20 protein-coding genes are annotated in these 18,256 nt (G+C 71.3%); 7 read left to right on the top strand and 13 right to left on the bottom strand.

What is annotated here, in order from left to right:
* Nucleotides 1-155 precede the first annotated feature (155 nt).
* Entirely contained in the window at nucleotides 156-923 is a 768-nt protein-coding gene (locus ACZ4XD_RS07550) for a hypothetical protein (protein WP_468039137.1), read from the bottom strand.
* A 511-nt stretch (nucleotides 924-1,434) separates the two neighbouring features.
* On the opposite strand from ACZ4XD_RS07550, the gene ACZ4XD_RS07545 reads away from it, so the two are divergent.
* On the top strand, nucleotides 1,435-2,133 hold the full coding sequence (locus tag ACZ4XD_RS07545) for a histone deacetylase (RefSeq protein ID WP_468039136.1): 699 nt from the start codon (nucleotides 1,435-1,437) through the stop codon (nucleotides 2,131-2,133).
* A 121-nt stretch (nucleotides 2,134-2,254) separates the two neighbouring features.
* Complete coding sequence (locus ACZ4XD_RS07540) at nucleotides 2,255-2,836, top strand: dihydrofolate reductase family protein (protein WP_468039134.1); 582 nt, start codon at nucleotides 2,255-2,257, stop codon at nucleotides 2,834-2,836.
* Nucleotides 2,837-2,863: 27 nt separating this feature from the next.
* On the opposite strand, the gene ACZ4XD_RS07535 is transcribed toward ACZ4XD_RS07540, so the two are convergent.
* Nucleotides 2,864-3,688, bottom strand: a complete 825-nt coding sequence (locus ACZ4XD_RS07535; RefSeq protein ID WP_468039132.1) for a TIGR01458 family HAD-type hydrolase — start codon at nucleotides 3,686-3,688, stop codon at nucleotides 2,864-2,866.
* A gap of 142 nt (nucleotides 3,689-3,830) precedes the next feature.
* Here ACZ4XD_RS07535 and ACZ4XD_RS07530 point away from each other — a divergent pair, with 142 nt between their 5' ends.
* A complete protein-coding gene (locus tag ACZ4XD_RS07530; RefSeq protein ID WP_468039130.1) occupies nucleotides 3,831-5,141 on the top strand; it encodes a phosphoribosyltransferase family protein in 1,311 nt (436 codons plus the stop codon).
* A gap of 116 nt (nucleotides 5,142-5,257) precedes the next feature.
* Here the strand turns inward: ACZ4XD_RS07530 and ACZ4XD_RS07525 are convergent, their stop codons facing one another.
* Together ACZ4XD_RS07525 and ACZ4XD_RS07520 are read right to left on the bottom strand one after the other, a co-directional pair.
* Complete coding sequence (locus tag ACZ4XD_RS07525) at nucleotides 5,258-5,581, bottom strand: putative quinol monooxygenase (RefSeq protein WP_235466636.1); 324 nt, start codon at nucleotides 5,579-5,581, stop codon at nucleotides 5,258-5,260.
* 41 nt (nucleotides 5,582-5,622) lie between these two features.
* Entirely contained in the window at nucleotides 5,623-6,447 is an 825-nt protein-coding gene (locus tag ACZ4XD_RS07520; protein WP_468039127.1) for a hypothetical protein, read from the bottom strand.
* Between the two features lie 162 nt (nucleotides 6,448-6,609).
* Between ACZ4XD_RS07520 and ACZ4XD_RS07515 the strand changes: the two genes are divergently transcribed.
* On the top strand, nucleotides 6,610-7,830 hold the full coding sequence (locus tag ACZ4XD_RS07515; RefSeq protein WP_468039125.1) for a serine hydrolase domain-containing protein: 1,221 nt from the start codon (nucleotides 6,610-6,612) through the stop codon (nucleotides 7,828-7,830).
* Nucleotides 7,831-7,928: 98 nt separating this feature from the next.
* Here ACZ4XD_RS07515 and ACZ4XD_RS07510 read toward each other — a convergent pair whose 3' ends face one another.
* From ACZ4XD_RS07510 to ACZ4XD_RS07490, 5 genes are all read right to left on the bottom strand, one after another.
* Complete coding sequence (locus ACZ4XD_RS07510) at nucleotides 7,929-8,006, bottom strand: 50S ribosomal protein bL37 (RefSeq protein WP_370454205.1); 78 nt, start codon at nucleotides 8,004-8,006, stop codon at nucleotides 7,929-7,931.
* Nucleotides 8,007-8,176: 170 nt separating this feature from the next.
* On the bottom strand, nucleotides 8,177-9,361 hold the full coding sequence (locus tag ACZ4XD_RS07505) for a 4-hydroxybenzoate 3-monooxygenase (protein ID WP_468039123.1): 1,185 nt from the start codon (nucleotides 9,359-9,361) through the stop codon (nucleotides 8,177-8,179).
* 181 nt (nucleotides 9,362-9,542) lie between these two features.
* A complete protein-coding gene (locus ACZ4XD_RS07500) occupies nucleotides 9,543-10,202 on the bottom strand; it encodes a class F sortase (RefSeq protein ID WP_468039121.1) in 660 nt (219 codons plus the stop codon).
* 20 nt (nucleotides 10,203-10,222) lie between these two features.
* Nucleotides 10,223-11,047: a hypothetical protein gene (locus ACZ4XD_RS07495; RefSeq protein WP_468039119.1), complete on the bottom strand. Its 825-nt coding sequence runs from the start codon at nucleotides 11,045-11,047 to the stop codon at nucleotides 10,223-10,225.
* Nucleotides 11,048-11,384: 337 nt separating this feature from the next.
* Nucleotides 11,385-11,573, bottom strand: coding sequence for a hypothetical protein (locus tag ACZ4XD_RS07490; RefSeq protein WP_468039117.1), 189 nt, complete (start codon nucleotides 11,571-11,573; stop codon nucleotides 11,385-11,387).
* Nucleotides 11,574-11,611: 38 nt separating this feature from the next.
* Here ACZ4XD_RS07490 and ACZ4XD_RS07485 point away from each other — a divergent pair, with 38 nt between their 5' ends.
* The gene (locus tag ACZ4XD_RS07485; RefSeq protein WP_468039115.1) at nucleotides 11,612-12,352 is read left to right on the top strand and encodes a DUF4232 domain-containing protein; all 741 of its coding nucleotides are present in this window, start codon (nucleotides 11,612-11,614) and stop codon (nucleotides 12,350-12,352) included.
* 240 nt (nucleotides 12,353-12,592) lie between these two features.
* On the opposite strand, the gene ACZ4XD_RS07480 is transcribed toward ACZ4XD_RS07485, so the two are convergent.
* A complete protein-coding gene (locus ACZ4XD_RS07480; RefSeq protein WP_468039113.1) occupies nucleotides 12,593-13,399 on the bottom strand; it encodes a S1 family peptidase in 807 nt (268 codons plus the stop codon).
* A gap of 22 nt (nucleotides 13,400-13,421) precedes the next feature.
* The gene (locus ACZ4XD_RS07475) at nucleotides 13,422-14,222 is read right to left on the bottom strand and encodes a S1 family peptidase (protein ID WP_468039111.1); all 801 of its coding nucleotides are present in this window, start codon (nucleotides 14,220-14,222) and stop codon (nucleotides 13,422-13,424) included.
* Nucleotides 14,223-14,410: 188 nt separating this feature from the next.
* On the opposite strand from ACZ4XD_RS07475, the gene ACZ4XD_RS07470 reads away from it, so the two are divergent.
* Nucleotides 14,411-14,908, top strand: coding sequence for a GNAT family N-acetyltransferase (locus ACZ4XD_RS07470; protein WP_468039109.1), 498 nt, complete (start codon nucleotides 14,411-14,413; stop codon nucleotides 14,906-14,908).
* A gap of 45 nt (nucleotides 14,909-14,953) precedes the next feature.
* On the opposite strand, the gene ACZ4XD_RS07465 is transcribed toward ACZ4XD_RS07470, so the two are convergent.
* The gene (locus tag ACZ4XD_RS07465) at nucleotides 14,954-15,874 is read right to left on the bottom strand and encodes a trypsin-like serine peptidase (protein ID WP_468039107.1); all 921 of its coding nucleotides are present in this window, start codon (nucleotides 15,872-15,874) and stop codon (nucleotides 14,954-14,956) included.
* A gap of 205 nt (nucleotides 15,875-16,079) precedes the next feature.
* On the bottom strand, nucleotides 16,080-16,514 hold the full coding sequence (locus ACZ4XD_RS07460) for a hypothetical protein (RefSeq protein ID WP_468039105.1): 435 nt from the start codon (nucleotides 16,512-16,514) through the stop codon (nucleotides 16,080-16,082).
* A 126-nt stretch (nucleotides 16,515-16,640) separates the two neighbouring features.
* Here ACZ4XD_RS07460 and ACZ4XD_RS07455 point away from each other — a divergent pair, with 126 nt between their 5' ends.
* Nucleotides 16,641-18,215, top strand: a complete 1,575-nt coding sequence (locus tag ACZ4XD_RS07455; protein ID WP_468039103.1) for an MFS transporter — start codon at nucleotides 16,641-16,643, stop codon at nucleotides 18,213-18,215.
* The last annotated feature ends 41 nt before the right edge of the window (nucleotides 18,216-18,256 follow it).

Here is an 18,256-nt window from a genome sequence, read left to right as displayed (position 1 = left end):
CCCCCCCCCCCCCCCCCCCCCCCCCCCCCCCCCCCCCCCCCCCCCCCCCCCCCCCCCCCCCCCCCCCCCCCCCCCCCCCCCCCCCCCCCCGCTCCCGTGACCCGGCCCCTCCGGGGCACGCCCGAGCCGTCCGGACCCGAGGCGTTCCGGGCGGCTCACTCGTACATCACGTACTCCGGCTGCGGCCGGAGGGCCAGTACCTCCTTCGGCGTCATGAGGCGGCTGCCCTCGGCGTCCTCCTCGTAGAAGAGCTTGAAACCGGTGTGCAGGCCGTCGGGCAGATCGTGGACCAGCTTGCGCCAGGTGCCGCGCTTCAGGCCGGGCGAGCCGATACCGTCGGCGCTCTTGATCAGCGCCACACCGGGCTGGGGGCGCAGCGCCGACTGCTCGCCCACGACGGACGTGGCGACCTGGTGGAACACCAGCGGTTTCTGCGGCAGATCGTGCTCCTCGACCAGGCCGGACAGATAGCGGGCGACCTTCGTCAGCTCATGGCCGTCGGTATGCCCGTAGGTGTCGCCCGGCACCTCGCCGGAGCCCATCTCCCACTCGGGGTCGAGGGCGATCCCCACGTCCGGGTGGACGAGCCAGTCGCGCAGCGCCTTGACCTCGTCGAGCACCGCGGCACGCCCCGGCTGGATGTTCAGCAGCAGCAGCCCGCGCCGCTCGCGCGCCACCCGGTGGAAACGGCGGATGGTGGCGGCAGGCGTGCGTGAGCGGTACTTGCCGTCCGGGCCGGCCGCGGAGTTGGCGACCGTCGCCAGGAGTTCGAGGACCGGCAGCGGTTCGCGCCCCGCGGCGAAGGAGTGCGCCACCTTCTCCGCCTCGGCGGCCCGCCGCGCGGGGTCACCGGTCCCGAGCCGGCCGAGCGCCGCGGCGCCGGGCAGGCCGCAGAACCCGGCCAGCCGGTAGCGCGGGAACAATTCCCGCCCGCCACGCGGGAGTTCCGGGCGGCGTCGCTTCTTCGGGCGGCCCGGGGGCGCGGAGCCTGACGGGCCCGGGGAACCGGTCCCGGCCGACGGGGAGGACCCCGGCTGCCCCGGCGGTGAGGCCCTGGAGGCGGAATCGGCACGTGAGGACGCGCCCGCGCAGGCCGTGAGCAGTCCGAGCCCGGCCGCTGTCGTGACCGCGAGCATCCGGCGCCGGCTCGCGTCCGGCGCGGGTACGGGGTCGCGGCCCGCCGTCCTGCCCCTGGATATCTCTGTGTCGGTGCGCCCTGACACCTTGTCCGCCATAGTCACTCCGTCCCCCGGCATCCGGCCGTTGACCGGCCACCGGTTGCCCTGCGGACCGGTGCGTTCCGGTCCGTGCAGTGCGCATCTCCAGACCCTCCGCGGCAAAACCCGGGGTGGTAACGATCAAGCCAGGTTCACCGCGGCCGCCCGGTTGCAGGTCCGCGCCGCGCCCCCGGGCCGGTCCGCGTAGCGTGAGAGCGTGATCAGGCCCCGACGCCTCGAAGCCCTGGACGACTTCCCCGAAGCCGTCCGGCGCCGCACCCCCGTCCGTCGCCTGTGGTATGCCGCGTACGGCTCCAACATGCATCTCGACCGGCTGACCGCCTACCTGGCGGGCGGCCGGCCGGCCGGTGGGCTGCGCAGTTACCCGGGCTGCCGGGACCCCCGCGGCCCCGCGCGCACGGCACCGGTCATGCTGCCGGGGCTGCTCTACTTCGCCACCACATCGGAGGTGTGGACCGGCGGCAGGGCCTTCTACGACCCCGGGGGCGGGCGGCCGGGAATCGCCGAACTGCCTTGCCGCGCTTACCTACTGACGCTCTCCCAGTTCTCCGACATCGCCGCTCAGGAGATGTACCGGGAGCCCGGCGAGGACCTCGATCTCACGGAGGCCGTGACCCACGGGCGGGCCCGGATCGGCCCCGGACGGTACGAGACGCTGGTGTGCGCCGGACTGCTGGACGGCTACCCGGTGCTGACCTTCACCGCCCCGTGGAGCAGCCAGGACATCGCCATGAACGCCCCGTCGGCCGCCTATCTGCGGCATATCGCGGCCGGCCTCGTCGCCTCCCACGGATGGAGCGCCCGCCGGGCCGCCGCCTATCTGGCCGGCTGCCCGGGGGCCGCCGGCCACTGGACGGCGCCGGAGATCGCGGCGCTGCTCACCGGCCCGCACTGACCGGCGCCCGCGCCCCGGCACGCCGTCCGCACGTGTGCGGCCGCCACCGCGCCCGCGCCGGGCACACTGGAGCCGTCCGGCCGGTGCCGGTCCGGCCCCGACGACCTCTGCGAGGACCGCGATGAGAAAGATCATTGTGTGGCTGTCGGTGTCCCTCGACGGCTTCATCGAGGGCCCGAACCGCGAGATCGACTGGCACCTGGTCGACGACGAGCTGCACCGGTACGTCAACGAGCAGCTGCGGCAGATGGGCGCCTTCCTGTGCGGGCGGGTCACCCATGAGCTGATGGCCGGATTCTGGCCCACGGCCGATGCCGATCCCGCCATCACCGGCCCCATGGCCGAATTCGCCGAGATCTGGCGGGAGATGCCCAAGATCGTGTTCTCCCGGACCCTGGAGCAGGCCGGCGGGTACCACACCACCCTCATGCGGGAGGTCGTCCCCGAGGAGATCATGGCGCTCAAGGCACAGCCGGGCGGCGATATGACGCTCGGTGGCGCCGACCTCGCCGCGTCCTTCCGGGAGCACGATCTGATCGACGAGTACCGCCTCTACGTCCATCCGGTCATCCTCGGGCGGGGCACGCCCCTGTTCCGGGCGTCGGACACCAGGACCGGCCTGGAACTCGCCGGGACCCGGACCTTCGGCAACGGCGTCGTCCTGCTCCACTACCGGCGCGCCGGGGCGGCCGCCGAGGGGTGAGCGCCGGGGAGCGGTACGCACCCCGGCTCACGGGGCAGGCCGCTCCGGCGGGCCGGGCAGACCGAGCAGGGCGGGCAGATCGGCGAAGGAATCGAGCACCCGGTCCGGGGTGCCGGTGGCCGCGCGATGGGCTTCCGGCAGATATTTGCCGGTCTTGACGAGCACCCCGGTGAGCCCGCAGCGCTGGGCCGCCAGCACATCGGACTCGATGTCGTCGCCCACCATCAGCGTTTCCGACGCCGCGGCGCCGAGCTGCGCCAGGGCGGTGGCGAAGAACGCCTCGGCCGGTTTGCCGGTGACCACCGCCTCGACACCGGCGGCCCGTTCCAGGCCCGGCAGAAAGGCCCCGGTGTCCAGGTCGAGCCCGTCCGCCGTACGCCAGTACAGATTGCGGTGCATGGCGACCAGCCGGGCGCCACGCTGGAGGTGGCGAAACGCGGCGTTGAGGGCCGCATAGCCGAATTCCTCGCCCGCACCGCCGAACACCACCACGTCCGGCGCGGCCCGGCCCGCCCCGCCGGCCCCCTCCTCCACGAGCTCCACACCCGCCAGATCGGCCCGGACCTCGCCGCTGTTGATCAGCAGACAGCGCGCGTCGGGATGGTGGGCGCGCAGGTAGGCGGCGGTGGCGGCGGGTGCGGTCAGAATGTCGTCGACGCCCACGGGAAAGCCCTCCCGGGCCAGCCGCCTGGCGACCACGGCGCGGGTCCGTGAGGTGGTGTTGGTGACCAGCAGCAGCGGGAGCCCGGCCGCGCGCAGCCGCTCCATGGCCGCGACGGCGCCGGGCAGCGCCTTCCAGGACACGGTGAGCACACCGTCGATATCGATCAGAACCGCTCTGATTCCTTCCATATGCCGACGGTAACCACGGTCGGCCGGGGCCGGGCGGACGGGGCCCGGCCACCGTCCGACTTGCGAAGGAGCCGTGAATGGGGTTATTTCGAAGTGAGGTGTGAACGCAGCTTCCGTCTCCCCTGGCTAGGGGGTGCACACCGTGCTGTTCACTGACCGCGCGGACGCGGGGCACCGCCTCGCCGAAGCGCTACAGCACCTGGAGGGGGAAGAACCCGTTGTGCTGGGCCTGCCCCGGGGCGGGGTCCCGGTGGCCTTCCAAGTGGCGCGGGCGCTCAAGGCACCGCTCGATGTGATCGTGGTCCGCAAGCTGGGGGTTCCCTACCAGCGCGAGCTGGGATTCGGTGCCATCGGCGAGGGCGGCGTGCGGGTGATCAGCGACGACATCGTCCGCCGGGGCCGGCTCGAACAGGCGGATCTGGCCTCCGTGGAGCATGCCGAGGCGGCGGAACTCGCCCGTCAGGCGGAGCGTTTCCGTGCCGGACGGCCACGGCTCTCCCTCGAAGGCCGGACGGCGATCGTGGTGGACGACGGGATCGCCACCGGCGCCACCGCGGCGGCCGCGTGCCAGGTGGTCCGCGCACAGGGCGCGGCCCGTGTGGTGCTCGCCGTCCCCGTGGCTCCTCCGGACGCGGCCGAGCGGCTGCGCACCGCGGCCGATGAATTCGTCTGCCTCTCCACCCCGTTCGCCTTCTCCGCCGTCGGCGAGTGGTACCGGGACTTCTCCCAGACCCCCGACGACGAGGTCGTGGCGCTGCTGGCGCAGGCCGCGGCCGGCCCCGGGCCCGAGCGCCCCGCGCCGGGCGCGGAGGCCGCGACGGACAAGGACGTCGAGGAGGAGGTGGCGATCGACGCCGCCGGGGTCCGGCTGACCGGGGACCTCCACCTGCCGGCCGGCGCCCGCGCGGTGGTGATGTTCGCGCACGGCTCGGGCAGCAGCCGGCACAGCCCGCGCAACCGGCTGGTCGCCGCGGCCCTGAACGAGGCGGGCCTGGGCACCCTGCTCTTCGACCTGCTCACCCCGGCGGAGGAGGCCCACCGGTCGAACGTCTTCGACATCGGCACCCTCGCCGACCGGCTGACGGCCGCCACCGGCTGGCTGCGCGACCGCACCGCCCTGCCGATCGGCTACTTCGGCGCGAGCACCGGCGCCGCGGCGGCGCTGTGGGCCGCCGCCACGCCCGGTGCGGACGTCGGTGCCGTGGTGTCCCGCGGTGGCCGCCCCGACCTCGCCGAACCGCTGCTCGTCGCGGTACGGGCGCCGACGCTGCTCATTGTGGGCGGCAACGACAATGTGGTCATCGACCTCAACCGGGAGGCCGAGGCGGCGCTGCGCTGCGAGACCCGCGTCGAGATCATTCCCGGTGCCACCCATCTCTTCGAGGAGCACGGCGCCCTCCAACAGGTCGCCGACCTCGCCCGGGACTGGTTCCTCAGCCACTTGGTGAAGTAGCGGGCCTCTCGGTGGATGCGCTCCGGTGCTTCGGCGCTTCGGCCCTCGGCGGTTGAGCCGATTGCCTTCCGGCCGAGGGCCGTTCAGCCGGCCGCCGGGCGCCGGGCGCTGGTTTGTCAGTCGATGGTGATCTCGCCCATGGCGCTCCAGCCGTCCGCACCCTCGATGGTGGTGCTCACGATGTCGGGGGTGCGGCGCAGCAGCGGGCGCATCTGCTCGATCGCGGCGCGGAAGTGGTCGGAATTGACATGCGCTTCGGCGGCATCGTCCTTGAATGCCTCGACCAGGACATAGGTGTTCGGGTCCTCGATGCTGCGGGACCATTCGAACCACAGGTTGCCGGCTTCGGCGCGGGTGGCCTCGGTGAAGGAGGCGACGTGCTGCGGCCACTCCTCGGCGTACTCGGGCTTCACGGGAAACTTGACGACGATAAAGATCATTCAGCGATTCTAGATCACGTGGCACCGGGTGCCGTCAACCCTCACCGTGATACCTCGGGCTCGGCCTCTTTGTCGCCGCTCAGGGATTTGACGAGCACTATGCCCAGCACGATCAGCGCCACGCCCAGCCACACCGGCCCGGCACCGCTGACGAGGACCACGATGCCCACCGGGGTCAGATAGCCCGCCAGCGGGATGAGCAGGCTGCTCAGCGGGGGTTCGGGCGGGCCGGACAGGCCCCGTTCGCGCAGTGCACGCGCCCGTGCGACGTCCGGGTACCACTGGGTGAACTGCAAGGCCGCGATGATGGCCGCGATTTGGATGATCCAGCCGGTCCACAGGTTATTGGAATTGTGCAGCACCAGGTCGCCATAGGCCCCCGCTATCGCGGCCACGGCGAATGCGGCGCCCCATGCACCCGTGATGTAGTAATTGGTCCGCAGAAATCTTGGCTCGCCCCAGAACTCGCGGGGCACCTGTTCCCGGGCGTACTGGAGGGTGAACGGCACCCGGCACGCCATGGACCCGAGGGCGATCGTCATCAGGGCGAGGTTCGCGACCTCGCCCGAATAGTTCTCCAGCCAGCGGTGGGTGCCCGGGGAGGCGAAAATGCCGATGACGGCCATCGCCGCGAAGAACACCACATCGGAAATCTCCAGAATTTTGAAGGAGGACCCGGGACGGCGTATACGGCCGGCGATGACGATCGCCACGGCAAGGGCCAGGGCTATGGAGACGGCCAGCTCGAAGCGGCCCGGCCCGACCAGGACCGACATCGCGATCCATGGCGACATCCCGATGACGGGGCTGTCGAGGAGGTGCGACAGCCGGCCACCTGCGGCGGTGTCCGTCGGGCCGTGAGACATGGCAACAGCCCCTCCCGGGAGGCGAAACTCCCTTCCACGCTAGACCGCCGCCTGGGCTCCCTCTACTCGAGCGGGGCTCGGGGCCCGTCTCCGGGGTGGATCAGGGACGGCTCAGGGAGACCCCTGACGACGGGGCGGCGCGTGGCCGCGAAGCTGTTCGACATGAGCCTTTCTCCCTTGTCCCGCAGGGCAGTTGTGGGGGCCGCACTGTCCGGCGCGGTGGTCGCCGCGACGGCGGGCCCGGCCGGTGCCGCGTCCCGCCCGGGCCCGGCCCCGTCGCCGTCGCCGGGCGGCGGCCCGGCCCGTCGAAGCCCGTCCGCTGCCGCCCCCGTCCCTCCGCTGAACGTGCCCGCGCTGCGGGCCGCCCTCGCCGATCTGGAGCATCCGGAGCTGACCGCGGCCCAGCTGCGGGTGAGTGGTTCAGCCGGGCGGTGGTGCGGCACCGCGGGCGTCGCCGACCGGGCCACCGGCCGCGCGGTTCATGAGCGGGACACCTTCCGGATCGGCAGCATCACCAAGGTGTTCGTGGCGACGGTGGTGCTCCAGCTCGCCGCCGAGCGCCGGCTGTCGCCGGAGCAGCCGGTTCAGCGTCTGCTGCCCGGTCTGCTGCCGTCGCGGTTCCCGCCGATCACGGTGTCACAGCTGCTGAACCACACCAGTGGACTCCCCGACGAGCAGGATCCGCCCTACGACCCGTCCTCCCCGGAGGACATCGCCCGGCACCGCTACGACCGGTGGACGCCCGAGCAGCTCGTGGCGCAGGTGTCGCACGGTCCCATGAAGTTCACCCCCGGCACCAAGCAGGAGTACCGGGGCATCAATTACGTCCTGCTGGCCCTGCTGATCGAGCGGCTCACGGGCTGCCGCTACGGCGAGGCGGTCACGGACCGCATCCTGCGTCCACTGGACCTGCGGCACACCGCCGTGCCCGGCAACGACCCACGGATTCACTGGCCGCATGCGCACGGCTATCTGCGGATGACGGACGGCTCCCTGCTGGACATCACCAAGTTCGACCAGTCGGCCGCCTGGGGAGAGGGCGAGATGATCTCCCGTACCGGCGATCTGGACCGCTTCCTCACCGCCCTGTTCTCGGGCGAACTCCTGCCGCCCCATGAGCTGGAGCGGATGTTCACCCTGCCGCCGGACGAGGTCCGCATGCTGGACGGCACCCCGGCGCGCTACGCCGCGGGCCTGCAGACCGTCACGGTGAACGGCATCACCCTGTGGGGCAAGACCGGCGAACAGTACGGCTATAACTCGGCCATGTTCGCCACCCGGGACCAACAGCGCCGCGCGGTCTTCTCGTTCAACCCGACCCGGCGCGACGCCACCCAGGCACAGGTCTCCCTGCGCATAGCCCAGGCCCTGACGAAGGCATGAGCCCGGGCCTACAGCACTGTGGGCTCCGCGTCCGCTGAAGCGCGGAGACGCGGAGCCCACCAGAAACCCCATCGGCGAGGTCCGGTCACAGCCTTCGTTCAGGACTGGGGCCGCTTGCCGTGGTTGGCACCGTTCTTGCGACGGGCCTTCTTCTTACGACGGCGCTTGGATGACATACGTCTCCCTCCTCAATCACTCAGCGATGCTTTTCGCCGAATTTCTACCACTTCTCAACGGTATCTCGCCCGGCGATCACGAGGCCGCGTACCCAGGTCGGCCGGATCCCACCCCACCCCGGTTTGTGAGTCACCCCACGGAGGCACCGCCCGCCCGGTCCGCCAGGGCGTCACAGATCGGCTTCCTCGCCCATGTACAGCGCGGCGAAGGCTTTCGCCGCGGACTCCGACCCCAGCAGCCGCCGCAGCCGCGCCCGCGCGGCGCCCGCCTGGAAGCGGTCGCCGGACGAGGCCCCGTGCAACACGTCGAACAACCACTGGGAGAACTCCAGGTACTGCCAGACCCGCCGCAGACACGCCTCCGAATATCCGGCAAGCCCGCTGTCGTCGCCCTGGTAGTGCGCGATCAGTGCGTCGCCGAGCAGCAGCGCGTCATTGAGCGCGAGGTTCATGCCCTTCGCGGCGATCGGCGCGACCAGATGCGCCGCGTCACCCGCCAGGTGGAGGCGGCCGAACACCATCGGCTCCACCACATAGTTGTGCATGTCCAGGACCACCTTCTCGATCAGCGGTCCTTCGGCGAGCGGCGGGGAGCCGTCGGCGCCGAGCCGGACGCGCAGCTCGTCCCACACCCGGTCATGCGACCAGTTCCCGGCGTCCTCACCCGGCTCGACTTGCAGGTAATAGCGGGTGACCTCGGCGCTGCGGGCCATATGGGCGCCGAACCCGCGCTCGTGGATGCCGAAGATCACGCCGTCCGCGGACGGCGGTGCCTCGGCGAGCAGGGCGAGCCAGGCGACGCCGTGGTCATTGCGGGTGAGGACCGCCCGGCCGTCGGGGACGGCCGCCCGGGAGACCCCGCGGGCGCCGTCGCAGCCGGCGATGAAGTCACACTCGATCCGGTGCCGGGCACCGGTCACCGGATCGGTGTACGACACCGCCGGCCGCTCGCTGTCGATGTCGTGCAGTGCCACCTCGCGTACCCCGAAACGGACCTCGCCGCCCGCCCGGTCCACGTACGCCGCCACGAGGTCGGTGACCAGGAGCGGCTGCGGATAGACGAAGTGACGGCGGCCCGACAGCTCCCCGGTCCGCATCGTGTGCCGTGCCCCGTCGAACCGGAACTCGAACTCGCCCTGCGTAGCGGCCCGTTCGAGCAGCCGGTCGGCCAGCCCGTGCCGGGCCAGTGCGCGCACCACCCACTCCTCCATGAACCCGGCCCGCGGCCGCTGCTCGATGAACTCCCTGCTCTCCGCTTCCAGCAGCACACAGTCGACTCCGGCGGTGCGCAGCAGATTCGCCACGGTGAGCCCGGCGGGACCGGCGCCGATGATGACGACGCGGGTGCGCGTCATGGGGGGAGGGGCGGTGGAGGACACGTCGCGAGGTTCCCTTCGGGGGCGAGAAAGATCGCTGGCAGTATGGCGGTTGCCCCGAACAGACGGTCCGGCGCCCCGGCCCGGGCACCGGCGAGCGGCCCGGCCGCCCGTGCGGGGGGGCGGGCCGGACCGCCGGCCGGTGCTGCGCGCCTCCGGTCTACGCGCTGCCCGTGAGGCTGGCGAACACCACCACGTTGTCGGGGTAGTAGTGCTGGCCCTGGTCGTATTCCCCACCGCAGGTGATCAGGCGGAGCCCGGCATGATCGAGGTTCTTGTACACCTCAAGCGTGGGGAACTTGTTCTTCGGGTACTGGGCGATGCGGTCGACGGTGAACTTCGCCGTCTTCCCGTCCTGCCGGGACACCTCGATGGTGTCCCCGCGCTTCATCGACGACAGCTTGTGGAACACCGACGGCTTGCCGTTCCAGGAGACATGGCCGGCGATCACCGCGGGCCCCTGGGAGCCGGGCGTGGGCCCCGGCCGGTACCAGCCCGCCTTGTCGGGGTCCCGGGGCGTCTCCATGGCACCGTTCTTCTGCTGTCCCAGTGTCTCCAGCGTGGAGGAGACCTGGAGCGACGGGATGGAGAGCCGTTGCGGAGCCGACTTCGGCATGCTGGCGGCCGCCTTGCTCCCGGAGCCGCCGCCCGCTGCCGTGTCGTCGGACGACTGCCCGCCGCCACCCGGCTGCTGCCCCGCGGGGAGCGACCGGGCCGGCGCCGCGTCCTGTCCTCCGCACCCGGCGAGAAGCACGGCCGACAGGGCCGCGGCGACGGCGTAGCCGGTGGCGCGGTGGCCCCGGCGGCGTACGGTGCTCATGGTGTCCTCGCTCCGGCGGCTCACGCGGCGACCCCGTTGTCCCCGGCCTGCCCGGCGGCGAGGACCGACTTCCGGCGCCGCACGAAGGCCAGCGCACCGGCCGTCGCCACGAGGGCGGCCCCGCCGGCGCCCAGCACCGCGGCCGGAACCCCGTCCTCCGCAACGGGCCCGGTGCCGGTCTCGACCCCGCCGACCGGGATGGAACCCACCGCGGCGCCCAGGACCTCACCGCAGTTGGTCGGTGCGGTGGCCTCCTGGGGGAGCTTCGGGTCGAGTTCGCTCTTGCCCGCCCCCTCGAAGTCGTACTTCTTGTTGTCGTTGCGGTCGATGCCGTGCTGCACGATGTGCAGATCCTTGATGTGATCGACCACGTCCTGGGATACCGGGATGGTCCGCTCGTAGGAGAGCTTGCCCTGCGCGTTCGCCACGGGCATCCGGTCGACGGCGAGACCGCTCTTCATGTCCGTGGGCCCCTTGGTGGTGAGCGAGATGTTGATATCGCCGTAATCGACCGTGGCTTCGGTGTTGTTGAGAACGCCGTCGCCGTTCGTGTCGTCGCTCGCGTCCGGGCAGTGGAAGTCATGGCCGTCGGTGGAGCCGTGGAGGTGCTGGGCGGACGGCTGTCCGGGCACGAGCCCCTCGGACTCGATCTTCACGGTCAGCTGCCTGCCCTGAAGGCTGAGCATCGCCGTGCCCTTGGAACCGGAGTCGTTCAGCTGCGCCAGGTTGATCTGGAACGCTCCGGTGCCCTGGGCGACGGCCTGGGACGAGGCGCCTACGGTGAGGGCCAGGGCGGCGGGCAGAGCGACGACTACGGCGAGGTGGCGGGTGCGCTTGGCTATCACGATCGTTCCTTTTCCGGCGGCCTCCACGAAGGAGGGGGGACCGCACGTCGTCCGGGTTCGACAGCAACACCTCGGCGAGGTGTCACGCGTCATTCGGAGCCACAGCGCCCGCGGATTGGTGGCGGGTCAAAAAAATTTCCGACGGCTTCCCCGGGGCCCGCAACGGCGTCTCCCCCGGCGCCCGCAACAGCCCGGCGAGGACGCCACAACGACGGCCGGAACGCTCCTTCAGCCGGTGCGACTGCCGTGCGAACTCCGCCGTTTCCGTCCCGCCCTGCTCCCCCTCTTCCTTCCGCCGTTCCAGGAAAGCATTCCAGGCAGTGGTCGTTTCCCCAGGTCAGAGCCTGTTCCAGCGTTCCGGCTTCTCTCCTTGTCCCGGATCGGTTGGCACCCGGGCGCCCGCCGCGCAGGCTGTGAGCAGCACCGCCGATACGGGAGATCCCATGCGAACCCGCTGGTATGTCAGCGATGTTGTCGCCGTCGCCGTGCTGATCATCTGTGCCGCGGTAGTGATCTCGCTGATCATTCGCCGTTGAAACCCTTGCTAGGAGAAGTCGAATCATCATGCTCACCATCCGATCCCGTACCGCAGCCGCCGCCACCGCCGTCGTTCTCGCGGGTCTGTCCCTGACCGCCTGCGGGAGCGACAGCGGTGCGGCGTCCGGCGGCCAGTCCACGGCACGCCCGGAATCCGCTGCCCCGAGCCGGTCGGGCGGCGAGGGCGGCGGAACCGGCAAGGCGGACGGCGAAGGCTCCGGTTCCGGGTCCGGCTCCGGTTCCGGGTCCGGCTCCGGCTCCGGGCAGGGCGACTCCCACGGTCAGGGCAAGGGCACCGGGAAGACCGGCGGCGCCGGGGCGAACCAGGGCGCCGGGAGCGGCTCGTCGGGTGCCTGCACGGGGGCGAACGTCAAGGCCGTGGTCAGCGAGGTCAAGCGCCCCATCAATCACTTGCTCCTCACGATCACCAACACGGGATCCCGCGCCTGCGACGCCTACTCCGCGCCCCTCCTGGGCTTCGACGACGACCAGTCCACGACCCGGATCATCGAGGACAGCAAGCCGCAGTCCGTCGTGACCGTCGCCCCGGGCCGGTCCGCCTATGCCGCGATCCAGCTCAGCGGCGAGCCCGGCGGTGACACCCACGGCCGCACCGCCCGGCAGCTCACCGTGCACTTCGCGCCGCGGAACGGCTCCGGTTCGGTGGGCACTCCCGCCAAGCTCGCCCTGCCCGCGGGCACGCACAAGGACGACAACGCCGCCGTCACCTACTGGCAGAGCTCGGCGTCCGACGCACTGACCTACTGATCCCTTGTGCCGCACCGGCTGCTCCACCCCCATGAATCGGTCGAGGTGCAGCCATGGTTCAGCCGTGGTTCAGCCGTGGTTCAGCCGTTGACCCATCACTGATGCGTCGTTGATTCGCCGTTGATGCGTCGTTGGTCAGCTGCTGGCGCCTCCGTCCGCCCGGGACCGCCGACAGCGCCGGGCGGACGGAGGATCGTGCCCGCGGAGCGGCCGGCCACCGCCCCGTTCACCACGCCGCCGTCACCCGAGCTGCTGGGCGATCTCGCGGGAAAAGGCCGCGACCCGGGCGTAGACGCCCGGCGTCGGTGTGGCGGCGTCGCTGTTGGCCAGCCAGCTGACGGTCCCGATCAGCTTGCCGCCGGCGACGAGTGGGCCGCCGCTGTCGCCCTCGGCATGGTGGGCGCCGGTGACCGGATCGTTGGCACAGACGTGCATCGAGGGATCGAAGTCGCCCCCGGGGTTGAGCCGTTGGCACGTCCGGTCGGGGAGCACCCGCAGGTTCGCCGCCCGGAGCACATTCGCCTCGCGGTTCTCGTAATCCAGCAGGCCCCAGCCGTACACCCGTGCGCCGGTACCGGGGCGGTACAGAGCGGTGTCGGCAGCGGTGGCTATCGGCAGTGGGGTGTACCGCGGCGGCATCGGCTTGTCGAGGGTGAGGACGGCGACATCGTTCTCCAGATGGCGGCCGAACCGCGGATGGATCCAGACCTTGGTCACCTTGCGCATCCGGCCCTCGTGACGGCGCAGGTCGGTGCGGCCGGCGACCGCCCCCAAGTCGGTGGGGGCCTCGTCCACCACGCAATGGGCCGCGGTGACGACCTTGGTCGGAGTGACCAGGGTGCCGCCGCAGAACTGCCCCGAGCGCGGGTAGGTGTCGGTCTGCCGCCACAGGTTGATCGCGACGACCCAGGGTGCCGCGGCCGTGCTGGTCTGCTTTCCGCCGACGACGGCCTGGGCGGTGCGGGCCGGCAGCACGGCGAGGCCGGCACCGACGAGCACCATGAGACCTACCAGAACCGGCCACCGCAGGTAGCTGTGTCGTGTCATCCGCATGCTCCCTCCCACCCCGCTATCCGGTGATCCGGCTCTGGAGAAGGGCGTAATAGGCGGCCGACTTCACCGCGACGCCCGGATAGAGACGGCTGGTGCAACTCCCGCCACCACTGATGACGCCGACGAGCCGCCCCCGCGCCACGACCGGCCCCCCACTGTCCCCGGAGCACGCACTGACGCCGCCCGCCGGATAGCCGATGCACATCGTGTACGACGAGCGGTACCTACGGGTGCCATACGCCGTGACGCACTGCGCATCGCCCCGGTTGGGGATCAGCGCGGTCTGCAACGGCGGCACCCGGGTGTCGTCCTCGCGACCCGTAGTGGAACCCCACCCCAGCACCCGGTTGGGCGTGCCTTCCTCGTACAGCTTCTGCTGCGCCGGGGTGGCGAGCGGCAGAGTGCGGTACGGCATAGGGGCGTTGAGGGTGAGGACGGCGAGGTCGTGCGCGTAGGTGGCGCCGTTCCCTTCGGTGTCGGCCTTGGGGTGGATCCACAGCTTCGTCACCTTGCGCACGGTGCCCTTACGGGTGTCCCGTAGGTCCTCCCGTCCGCCCACCACCCGCACACCCTCGACGGTGGCCGGGCTCACGCAGTGGGACGCGGTCAGCACCTTGCGCGGCGCGACGAGCGTGCCCGCACACTCCGGCTCCTTGACGTCCTGCGACGTCAGCGCCACGGTCCAGGGGTACTTCTTGATCTCGGCCCGGTCTCCCCCGACCACCGCAGCGGCGGGCGGGGTGGCCGACACCACCAGCGCCGCCCCCGCCACGACCGCACCCGCCCAGGCCGCACGGTGTGTTCTCGCCTTGCCCATCAGTCCTCCAGTGGCGATAGAACAAAGTCGCCCAGGGAGAGGCCATGAACCGCACCACGGTTGCCTGCCTTGCCCCACCACCCGCAGATGGCCGACCTGAGCCCGGGCCTCTTGACAGCGTTCCGCCCCTGGTCCGCCGGCGAAAAGCCGGGCCCCTCCCACGCCGACCGGTTGTAGCCTCAGCCCCTATGAGCTGGCTGCCTGACGACTTCGTCCACCCCGTGTACGTGCCCGTGCCCCACACCGCGCTTCACCTGCGGCCGATCCGGGAGGCGGACACCCCGGTCGACTACCCCGCCGTGATGGGCTCCCGAGAGCGCCTGTGGGAGATCTTCGGCCCGGCCTGGGGGTGGCCCAAGGAGACGATGACCTATGAAGAGGACCGCATCGACCTGCTGCGGCACGAGAAGGAGATAGCCGCGCACCAGTCGTTCAACTACGCGCTGCTGGACGAGGAGGAGACGGCGCTCCTCGGCTGCGTCTACGTCGATCCGCCCGAGCGCACCGGCTCCGACGCAGAGATCTCCTGGTGGGTGGTGGACGACCTCGTCGGCGGCGAGTCGGAGCGCGCGCTCGACGCGCTGGTGCCGCAGTGGATCGCCGCCGACTGGCCCTTCCAGCAGCCCCGTTACCTGGGCCGCGACATCACCTGGCAGGACTGGCTGGCGCTGCCGCCCACCTCGTGACACGTCCGAGGCGGTGCCTGGAGGCGTCGAAGGGCGGGCCCCGCGTCAGCTGTGCTGGGCCCGGTCGTACACCTTCTTGGCCGTGGCCCCCAGTACCTCGCCCTGCATCTCGGTCGGTGTCAGGGAGTCCAGTGCACTGTTGACCGAGACCAGGGTCCCCGTGCCGGTAGTGGCGTGGAAATCGGCCAGCCACGGTCCGCCGCTGGAGCCGCCCGTCAGGTCGCAGGGGATGGCCTGTACGCCGTCCTTCTTCCTGGCCGTACCGACACAGTGGAGGAGTTCCTCGCCGAGCTGCGGGCGGGTGGCCGAGTAGCCGAAGGCGGAAATGGCGCCGCCCACGGGACGGTTGAAGGCGATGTCCTGGCCGCCCACGACGTCGGTGAGCTTGCGGCCGCTTTTACCGGCGTCGACGACCAGCGTGGACAGGTCGTCGGTGGAGTCGTTCTCCCAGTTGCGCGGGGTGACGGCGGCGCGGACCGCGAACGCGCCGTAGGGCATCTTGCCCTTGCTGTAGGCGGGGACGAACACCATCGCGATATGGGTGTTGCCGGGAGAGGAGCCCCGGCGCACGCAGTGTGCCGCGGTCATCACGGCGGAGCGGTTGGCGCTTTTCACCGCGGTGGCCGTGCACCAGGTATCGGCGCCGCTCGCATTGACGAAGAAGAGCCGCCCCACGGTCTTCAGAGCGGTGCCCCGCCACGGCTTGGCCTTCGGCCCGGTCGGGCCGAGGTCCACGGACTTCCCGACGGCCTTGATGCGGGCGGGCGTCCAGTAGGCGAGGGCTTCCTGGCGCTCCTTGGCGGTGTACGTCAGGACGGAGACCGGGTCGGCCGGGGCGGCAGGGGCCGGGCCGACCACGGCCGTCGCCGGGCCCGGGGCAACGAGGACGAGGGCCGTACCGACCACGGCGAGTCCCATGGCCCGGCCACGAAGGCGGCGGGTCACGGAAGTGGATGTCTCGGACACAGCAGATGTCTCCTCGGCTGGTACAGGCAGCGGACAGGGACTGTCAGTCCGCTCTACAAGAGTGGGCAACCCGCCTGTTCGGTTGCATTGTTGACGATCCGTGCCATAAGTCCGCGATGCCGACGACGCCGGGGTGACAGCCCTTCCCGGACGAGGCGTGGCCCCGGTACGGCGCACCGGGGCCACGCTGGGAAGGTATGGGGCCTCAGAACGTCCAAGTCGTGTACCACGTGGCCTGACTGGAGGGATGTGCCAGGTCGGAGGTGACTCCGCTGAGGCGGCCGTCAGCGCCGCGGGAGCCTATGTAGCGGCCCGTCGAGCCGTCGCTCCAGGCGATGACGAAGGTGAGGTAGGAACCGTCCACGAATCCCTGCTCGATGGTGCCCGTCGTCGCACTTCCCGCCCTGGCCATGCCGGTGAGGTTTCCCTGGGCGTCCTGGGTCACGGAGAGCGTGGCGTTCGCCGAATTGCTCTGGTATAGGGTCCAGATGCCTCCGACGTTGAAGCCGGCCGCGGCCGCCGTGGCAGCCGGTGCTACGGAGGGCCGGTGCGCCGCGGCCTGAGCGGCGGGGGCGGCGAGGACGGTGCCCCCCAGTGCGACGGAGAGAGCCACGGCGGCCGTGACGAGTCTGACGCGCATGCGGATTCCTTTCCCAAAAGGGCAATTTATGCGGCATAGGGCCTTCTGCGGAGCCTGAGCCTGGCAGCAGCGGCCGTTCCCAACCAGGCGAGAACCGGTCATTGGCGGACGGCGCGCCCGCGGCACATGGTGCCCGCCCGCACCGTCCGGGCCCGAAGTGTGGCGCCCCGCCACATGTGCGCCTGGCCTGCGCGTTCCTACGGTGTGGCGACACGAAACGTCTTCGCCCCTCGTCAGGAAGTGGTGCCGATGTCCTCCCCCGCGACCGCTACTCCACCGCCACCCACCCAGCTCAAACGCATCGTCGCCGCGAGTCTCATCGGCACGACCGTCGAGTGGTACGACTTCTTTCTCTATGGGTCCGCTGCCGCGCTGGTGTTCAACAAGCTGTTCTTCCCCGGGTCGGATCCGCTGGTCGGGACGCTGCTGTCGTTTCTGACGTATGCGGTGGGCTTCGCGGCGCGGCCGATAGGCGCGTTGGTCTTCGGGCATTACGGGGACCGGCTGGGGCGCAAGAAGTTGCTGGTGGTGAGTCTGTTGCTGATGGGGGGCGCGACATTCGCGATCGGGTTGCTGCCGACGCATGCGACGGTGGGCACGGCGGCGCCGGTGTTGTTGACCGCGTTGCGGCTGGTGCAGGGGTTCGCGCTGGGCGGGGAGTGGGGCGGCGCGGTGCTGCTGGTGTCGGAGCACGGGGACGCGCGGCGGCGTGGGTTCTGGGCGTCATGGCCGCAAACCGGCGCGCCTGCGGGGCAGTTGCTGGCCACCGGGGTGCTGTCGGTGATGACGGCGGTGTTGTCGGATGCGGCGTTCATGTCCTGGGGGTGGCGGGTGCCGTTCCTGCTCTCGGGTGTGCTGGTGGCCGTGGGGCTGTGGGTGCGGCTCTCGGTGGATGAATCGCCGGTGTTCCAGGCCGCGTTGGCGCGTGCCGAGGCCCGGCGGGCGGAGGGTGCCGCGGTGGAGAAGATGCCGTTGGTCGCGGTCCTCAAGCACCACTGGCGGGATGTGCTGATCGCGATGGGGGCGCGGATGGCCGAGAACATCTCGTACTACGTGATCACGGCCTTTGTGCTCGTGTACGCGACCTCGCACACCGCGCTGTCGCAGCAGACCGCGCTGAACGCCGTACTGATCGCCTCGGCGCTGCACTTCGCGGTGATCCCCGCCTGGGGCGCGCTCTCGGACCGGATCGGGCGCCGGCCGGTCTCTCTGCTGGGCGCGGTCGGCGTCGGCGTCTGGGCTTTCCCGTTCTTCGCACTGGTCGACGGCGGCCGGTTCGGGCCGCTGCTGCTCGCGGTGAGCGTCGGGCTGGTCTTCCACGGTGCGATGTACGCGCCGCAGGCGGCCTTCTTCGCGGAGATGTTCGCGACCCGGATGCGGTACTCGGGCGCCTCGATCGGTGCCCAGTTCTCCTCGGTCGCGGCCGGTGCGCCCGCCCCGCTGATCGCGACCGCGCTGCTCGCCGACTACGACAGCCCGACGCCGATCGCCCTGTACGTCATCGCCGCCGCGCTGCTGACACTGGTCGCGGTGGGTGTGGCGCGGGAGACCCGCAGCCGGGATCTCACCGCGGTGGACGGGGCGGTGCCCGGCGGGGGCCGGACGGCCGGGCCGGGTACGGCCGGGCCGGGTACGACCGGCCCGGGTGCGGCCGGTCCGGAAGGCGGGGCGTCGTCGGCCCTACCGTCCGGAGGGGCCTGAGAAACCTGATGTACGGCGGGGGCGTGGCGGGCCCGGGGACG

Source organism: Streptomyces sp. NPDC029466 (assembly GCF_055574515.1).
This window is presented reverse-complemented; position numbering and strand designations above follow the sequence as displayed.